Source organism: Streptomyces sp. NPDC031670 (genome assembly GCF_055580545.1).
The window spans coordinates 238,721-245,090 of the sequence record NZ_JBVILC010000004.1; the positions used below are offsets into that span (position 1 = coordinate 238,721).

General features: G+C 71.1%; 9 protein-coding genes. 3 read left to right on the forward strand and 6 right to left on the reverse strand.

All coding sequences use genetic code 11. The annotated features are described in order from the left end of the window. Positions 1-6: 6 nt before the first annotated feature. Positions 7-807 carry a SigB/SigF/SigG family RNA polymerase sigma factor gene (locus ACZ5ID_RS10565; protein WP_468895649.1) on the reverse strand — a complete coding sequence of 267 codons (801 nt, stop codon included), beginning with the start codon at positions 805-807 and terminating at the stop codon, positions 7-9. Positions 808-1,015: 208 nt separating this feature from the next. Here ACZ5ID_RS10565 and ACZ5ID_RS10570 point away from each other — a divergent pair, with 208 nt between their 5' ends. After that, complete coding sequence (locus ACZ5ID_RS10570) at positions 1,016-1,516, forward strand: hemerythrin domain-containing protein (protein ID WP_468895652.1); 501 nt, start codon at positions 1,016-1,018, stop codon at positions 1,514-1,516. 37 nt (positions 1,517-1,553) lie between these two features. Here ACZ5ID_RS10570 and ACZ5ID_RS10575 read toward each other — a convergent pair whose 3' ends face one another. The 5 genes from ACZ5ID_RS10575 to ACZ5ID_RS10595 all read right to left on the reverse strand — a co-directional run bounded on the left by ACZ5ID_RS10575 (position 1,554) and on the right by ACZ5ID_RS10595 (position 5,357). After that, positions 1,554-2,345, reverse strand: a complete 792-nt coding sequence (locus tag ACZ5ID_RS10575) for a metallophosphoesterase family protein (RefSeq protein WP_468895655.1) — start codon at positions 2,343-2,345, stop codon at positions 1,554-1,556. Next, entirely contained in the window at positions 2,342-2,599 is a 258-nt protein-coding gene (locus tag ACZ5ID_RS10580) for a hypothetical protein (protein WP_468895658.1), read from the reverse strand. The genes ACZ5ID_RS10575 and ACZ5ID_RS10580 overlap by 4 nt, the downstream gene beginning before the upstream one ends. Continuing rightward, positions 2,596-3,303: a hypothetical protein gene (locus ACZ5ID_RS10585; RefSeq protein ID WP_468895660.1), complete on the reverse strand. Its 708-nt coding sequence runs from the start codon at positions 3,301-3,303 to the stop codon at positions 2,596-2,598. The genes ACZ5ID_RS10580 and ACZ5ID_RS10585 overlap by 4 nt, the downstream gene beginning before the upstream one ends. Before the next feature lie 287 nt (positions 3,304-3,590). Beyond that, positions 3,591-3,782 (reverse strand): CsbD family protein, encoded by a 192-nt coding sequence (locus tag ACZ5ID_RS10590; protein ID WP_468895663.1) that lies wholly within the window; start codon positions 3,780-3,782, stop codon positions 3,591-3,593. Positions 3,783-3,884: 102 nt separating this feature from the next. Further along, positions 3,885-5,357: an aminotransferase class I/II-fold pyridoxal phosphate-dependent enzyme gene (locus tag ACZ5ID_RS10595; protein WP_468895666.1), complete on the reverse strand. Its 1,473-nt coding sequence runs from the start codon at positions 5,355-5,357 to the stop codon at positions 3,885-3,887. Positions 5,358-5,543: 186 nt separating this feature from the next. On the opposite strand from ACZ5ID_RS10595, the gene ACZ5ID_RS10600 reads away from it, so the two are divergent. Together ACZ5ID_RS10600 and ACZ5ID_RS10605 are read left to right on the forward strand one after the other, a co-directional pair. Further along, entirely contained in the window at positions 5,544-5,759 is a 216-nt protein-coding gene (locus ACZ5ID_RS10600; protein WP_468895669.1) for a hypothetical protein, read from the forward strand. A gap of 145 nt (positions 5,760-5,904) precedes the next feature. Beyond that, a complete protein-coding gene (locus ACZ5ID_RS10605; protein ID WP_468895672.1) occupies positions 5,905-6,228 on the forward strand; it encodes a plasmid stabilization protein in 324 nt (107 codons plus the stop codon). Positions 6,229-6,370: the final 142 nt, after the last annotated feature.

Here is a 6,370-nt window from a genome sequence, read left to right on the forward strand (position 1 = left end):
ACACCCTCACGCGGCCTCGCCGGGCGCGACGTACAGGGCCTCGTCACGCAGGTGCTCGCAGCACTGGCGGAGCAGTCGGCAGACGTGCATCTGGGAGATGCCGAGCTCCTGACCGATGTTCTTCTGGGTCATGCCCTGGAAGTAGCGGAGGTAGAGGATCCTGCGTTCCCGGTCGGGCAGGGCGTGCAGTCCGGGTTTGGCGGACTCGCGGTCGATGAGGGTGTCGAGCGCCGGGTCCTCGGCGCCGATGGCGTCGGCGAGGGTGGACGGGCTTTCGTTGCCGCTCTGCTCCGCGTCGAGGGAGAGGGCGCGGAAGCTCTGCAGAGCTTCCAGACCGGCCCGGACGTCGGCCTCGCCCAGGCCGGTGTACCGGGCGACCTCGGCGACACCGGGTTCGCCGATCCCCGCGTCCTGCAACGCGTGGCGCGCCTCACGGACGCGGTTGCGCAGCTCCTGGACGCGCCGCGGCACATGGACGGTCCACATGTGGTCACGGAAGTGGCGCTTGATCTCGCCGGTGATGGTGGGCACGGCGTACGCGACGAAGGCCGTGCCGTGCGAGGGATCGAACCCGTCGACCGCCTTGAGCAGCCCCACGGCGGCTGTCTGGCGCAGGTCCTCGACGGTTTCGCCCCGATCGCGGTAGCGGCCGGCGAGCCGTTCCGAGAGCGGCAGCCACGCTCGGATCAGCTCCTCGCGCAGGGCGGTGCGTTCCGCTCCGTCCGGCAGGGCGGCGAGCCGTTCGAAGGCTTCGTCGGTGCGGGGGGTGTCGTCATACGTCCGGTGGTTGTTACAGCGAGTGGACATGACTTCCGCTCCTCGGGGAACGAAGGGTTCTCCTTCGGGAGGAACGGGGCGCGGGCCCGGAAACCGGGTGCCGTCCCCCTGTTCCGGGGGAGCGTATGTCCGTCGGCGGGGCGGCTATGCATGTTCAGGGCCCCCAATACGGACCAGGGGGCGAAGCGGCCCCGGTTGAGCAAAGCTGGTGAGAAGGCAACACCGGAAGGGAGCCACCATGTCCACCGACGCCATCGTGCTTCTGAAGGACGACCACAAGGAGATCCGCCGGCTGTTCCGGGCCTTCCAGGCAGCGGGTAAGGATGCGAAGGCCACCAAGCACAACATCGTCGACAAGATCGTGGAAGCCCTCACCGTCCACACCTACATCGAGAACCAGGTCATGTACCCCAAGGTGCGCTCCCTCGTCCCCGACCTGGAGGACGACATCCTGGAGTCGTTCGAGGAACACCACGTCGCCGACGTCCTCTGCGCCGAACTGAACGCCATGGGCCCCGACGACGAGCGCTTCGACGCCAAGACGACCGTTCTGATCGAGACGGTGAGCCACCACATGGACGAGGAGGAGAGCGACTGGTTCCCCAAGGTGCGGGCGGCTCTCGGCCGCAAGGAGTTGCAGGAGATCGGTGCGCGCATGATCGAGGTCCGCGCGAACGCTCCCCGCAGCCCCGAGCAGCCGGGCGCGCTCAAGAAGGCCGCCACCGCCCTGTTCGGATGACCGGGCCGCCCGGTCGCGGGCGGCGGACCAGGAGCCGTTACGCGGCCGAGCCCGCGGGTGACGCGGCGGCGGACCCCGGCCCCTCGGAGGCGGGGTCCGCGCCGTCCCGGCCGGGCAGGCAGTAGACGTGGAACGCCCCGCCGATCACGGGCTGCGCCACGTTGCGTACCCGCACTCCCCCGCTGGTGCGGCCGTGTTCCGTGCCGGAGTGGGCGTGCCCGTGGACGGCGAGGTCGGCGCCCGCCGTGTCGATGGCCTCGGCGAGCAGATAACTGCCCAGGAACGGATAGATCTCCGGGGGCTCGCCGATCAGGGTGTCCGCCACGGGAGAGAAGTGCGTCAGCGCGATGCGTACGTCGCACTCCCGCTCCGCCAGCTCCTCCAGCGCGGTGCGCAGGGTGTCGGCGCGGTGGCGTGAGTAGCGTACGAACTCCTTCATGATGGGTTCGCCGAACTCCCCGGCGCACCGGCCGACGAAGCCGCCGCCGAACCCCTTGGTGCCGGCGACGCCGATGCGGGTGTCGCCGTTGCCGACGACCGTCGCCTCGCCCTCCAGGACGTGCGCTCCGGCGTCTCTGAGGATCTCCGTGACCAGGTCGGGCTGATCGTCGTGGTGGTCGTGGTTGCCCAGGACGGCGACGACCGGGACGGCCAGGTCCTTGATCTCCCGCGCGACGACCCGCGCCTCCTCCGCCGTCCCGTGCCGGGTGAGGTCGCCGGCGAGCAGCAGCACGTCGGCGCAGTCCGGCAGTGTCTCGAAGGCGGGGCGGAGCGAGCCCTCGTTGTCGGGGCTCATGTGGATGTCGCCGACGGCCGCGATCCGGATCATGGGAGGTCCTCCGCGTGGATGGGCGGCCCTGTCTCCGCGACGACGATGTCGCAGTGCACGGGCAGGTCCGCGAGTTCTTCTCGGGCGATACGGAGGATGTCGTCGCGGCTGTGGACGGACGGCACGGTCCCGGTCAGCAGGACCGTCCCGCCCCGGGCCTCGGCCCGCACCCCCAGCTCGCCGCACTCTCCCGAGGCCAGCTTCTCGGAGAAGTGGGCCACGCGGTATTCCAGGCTCTCCGGCTGGTGGCTCATGACGGCTCCCGCGGGACGGAGGGATGCTCGGGCTCGATGACGTTCAGCCGTTCCAGCAGGAACAGGAAGGCGGCGGGCATCGGTTCGTCCGCGCAGCGGCGCCGCACGTCGTCCCAGTCCACCTTCTCGCGCAGCGAGCGGGCCACCGGGAGCACGGCGCCGAAGTCGCAGTGGTGTTCGGAGAAGGCGCTGTTCAGGCTGACGAGCACATCGGTCGCCGACAGCACCGGCATGTGCACGGAGTCGACGGGGAGCAGTTCGGCACGCGCCAGCAGGTCCACGGTCACGGGGCGGTGGGCCAGTTCGAAGATGATGTCGACGTCCTGGCCGAAGCAACTGGTCTTCAGCAGCCAGTCCTCCGGTGGGTGCCGCACGGCCAGCCCCGCCGCGCGCAGGGACGCCGCCACGGCGTCGGCCTCTTGGGGGAGGACGCAGAAATCGGCGTCGTGCTGCAACGTGCCGCTGCCGCCGTGGGCGTAGACCGCGACGCTTCCGGCCAGCGCGAACTTGTGCCCGGCCCGCTTCAGGATGGCACCCACCTGTTTCGCGGCCTCCAGGATCGCCTGGCTGCGGTCGCGCGGCAGTTCCTGCTCCTGGGACTCGGGCACGGAGTGCCGGGCCGGCTCCCGCGTGGTGGAAAGAGCGGCGGTGGGCGCGTCGGTGTCCCGGGCTCGTGGCGGCGGGTCCTGTCCGTTCGTCCTCATGGCCACTTCCTTCGCACTGCGGCGGACGCCGGGTGTCCAAGTCGTGCCTCGGCCGGATGCCATGCCCGGCCGGGTGTGTCGAACCGCGCGTTCCGCGTCCCCGGTACCCGCCCTCGCCCCCGTGACACCCGTGGCGAACGGGTGTGGGAGCGGGAGGTGAGGGACGGTCCGCGCCCGCCGCGCACCCCGGAGGGCCCGGCGGGGGTCCGTACCCCCGTACGCACGCGGGCGGGCGGCAGCCGTCGCGTCGAGCGCCGCGGCTGCCCGCCCGCCTGTCACCGTGCCGGTTACCTCTTGCTGCCGGGCATCTGCTGGCCCGCCTTGCGCGTCCGGTCCTCGATGTCGGCGCCGGCTTCTCCCGCCTTGCCCTTCGCCTGGTCCATCTTGCCCTGGCCCCTCATGGACTCGTTGCCCGGGACCTTGCCGGCGGTCTCCTTCGCCTTGCCCTTGACCTGCCCCATCTTGCCCTTGCCTGCCATCATGAACTCCCTACGTGACGACGGAACTACTGACAGCAACAAGCTAGGGGCAAACACACCGCCGCGCGCGTCGGCGGGGCTGCGGGGGTGCGACCGCGCGGGTCAGTCCTCGGCCACGACGCGTACGGTCTCCAGGTCCGTGTCGGCCGCGTCCGGGAGGTTCATCCCGGCCTCCACCCCGCTGCGCAGATACCGCACCACCGGCTCCGTCAGCTTCTCCCCGGGCAGGACCACCGGAATGCCCGGCGGGTACGGCGTGATCATCTCCGCCGCGACGCGGCCGGCCGCCTCCTTCCAGGAGACGTCCTCCGTCACGCTGAAGTACGCGTCACGGGGCAGACACGCCTGTGCCATACGCAGGCCCTCGGGTTCGGGGACGGCGACCTCGGGGGTGGGCCGCAGGGCGTCGGCGTGGTCGGCGAGGTCCCGTAGCGCGGTGAGCAGGCGCCGCGTGGTGGCGGTGTCGTCCGCGTGGGTGATCTGCGCGCTGATCCGCCGGTGGTCGAAGAGGTGCAGGTCGAGGTGGTGCTGCGCGCGCACCCAGTCCGCGGCGCGGTAGCCGGTGATACCGAGGTCCTGGAGGTCGATGACGACGGGCAGCGGGTCGAACTCCGCCGCCAATCCCGGACCGCAGAAGTCGCTCTCGTCGTTGACGTGCAGACCGTCGATCGCCTCGATCTCGGCCCGTACTCCGGCGGCGAGATCCAGCGCCCGGCTCATCAGATCGTGGCCGTGCAGCTTCATCTGGCGGCGCCAGCCGTCGATGCCCGCGTACAGCAGCGTGGAGGGGCTGGTGGTGCCCAGGAGGTCGGCCCGGGAGGCGAGCGCCGCCGGGTCGATGAGGGTGCCCTGAAGGTGGAAGACGGAGCCCTGTTCCAGTCCGCTGCCCATCTTGTGGATGCTGGTGACACAGACGTCGGCCCCTGTGTCCATGGCCCACGACGGCAGCTCCGGGTGGAACGGCAGGTGTGCTCCCCATGCCTCGTCCACGATCAACGGGCGTGAACGCCGGTGGCACACCTCCGCGATCTCGCGGAGGTCGGCTGCCGAGCCGTAGGGGGTGGGACTGGTCACCAGGGCGCCGCGGGCGTCCGGGTGCTCGGCGAAGGCCCGCTCGAAGGCGTCGGCCGAGGGCGGGTGTGCGAGGTGGCGCTCCCGGTCCCACTGCGGCTCGATCCACACCGGCTCGATACCGGACAGGATCAGCCCCGCGATCACCGACTTGTGCGCGTCCCGGCCGACCAGGAGCTTCTGTCCGTGCGCGGCGACGGTGAGCATGGCCGCCTTGACCGAGAGGGAGCTGCCGCAGGTGGAGAAGAAGGTGTGTTCCGCGTGGACCGCGTCCGCCATCAGCTCCTCGGCCCTGCGCAGGACCCGGCCCTTGGTGCGCCGGTCGTCCAGACCGCCGCTGGCGAGCACGTCACCGTGGAAGACCGCGTCGCCCAGCACCGCCCGCACGGCGGGGTCCGCGCCCCGGGCCTGTTTGTGGCCGGGCGGGGTGAAACCGAGCTCGTCCGCCTCGTGATACCGGGCGAGCGCCTCCAGCACCGGCGCCTCATGATGATCCAGATACATGAGGAGCCGGGTGCCCCGGCCGCCGCCGACGGTAACCCCCATTCCCCACCGGTCCGGTCCGAACAGGACAGAACGGCCAGGGCCGGACCGTGTGACCGGTCCCGGGGCGGGCACCCGAGCAGAGCGGGGAGACCGGCCGCGTTCCGGATCCCACCCGCACAGCCCATGCGAGCGAAAGAGAGATCCATGAGTCACCACACCCATGCGGACAAGGGCAGTTCCACCGACGAGACCGGCGACGCCGACGAGAAGGACACCGCCCTGGGCGAGGTCATGCGTGAGCTGGAGGACGCCGCGACCGAGCCGGAGGGGGCCGAGCACGGACGCCACGGCCACGAGGACGGCGAGGCCGGAGACGCACTCACCCCGAACACCGAGGCGCAGAAGCGCGCCGAACGCTGAGCGGGCCGCCGCACCGCCGCCGGGCCACCGGACGCGCCCACCGCCCGCTCGTCGCGGCGTCACCTACGGCCCCTCTTCGATTGCGGGGTGACCCTCAAGAGCAGATGGTGAACACGGAGTCATCCACCCAAGTCAAGGAGTCGACATGCCTCGCGGTTCCAGTACCAAGCGGGAACGCCAGTACGAGCACATCAAGGAGAGCGCCGAGCAGCGCGGCGAGGGCGGTAAGCGCGCCAAGGAGATCGCCGCCAGGACCGTCAACAAGGAGCGCGCCCGCTCCGGTGAGTCCAAGACCGCCAGCAGGAGTTCCACCCAGGACATGTCGTCCGCCAAGCGCGGCGGCCAGCGCTCCCACAGCGGCTCGCAGGGACCGACGTACGACCAGCTCTACGCCGAGGCCCAGCGCCGCAACGTCCACGGCCGTTCCAGCATGGACAAGGCCCAGCTCAAGCGTGCACTCGGACACTGACCGGCATCCGGGCCCGGGGGGGGGGGGGGGGGGGGGCCCCCCCCCCCCTTCGCCCCCCCCCCCCCCCCCCCGTCAGCACCGGGCCTTTGTAATCCGATCCATACCAGCCCAAAGACCTCAAACGACCAACCGACGGGGGCGA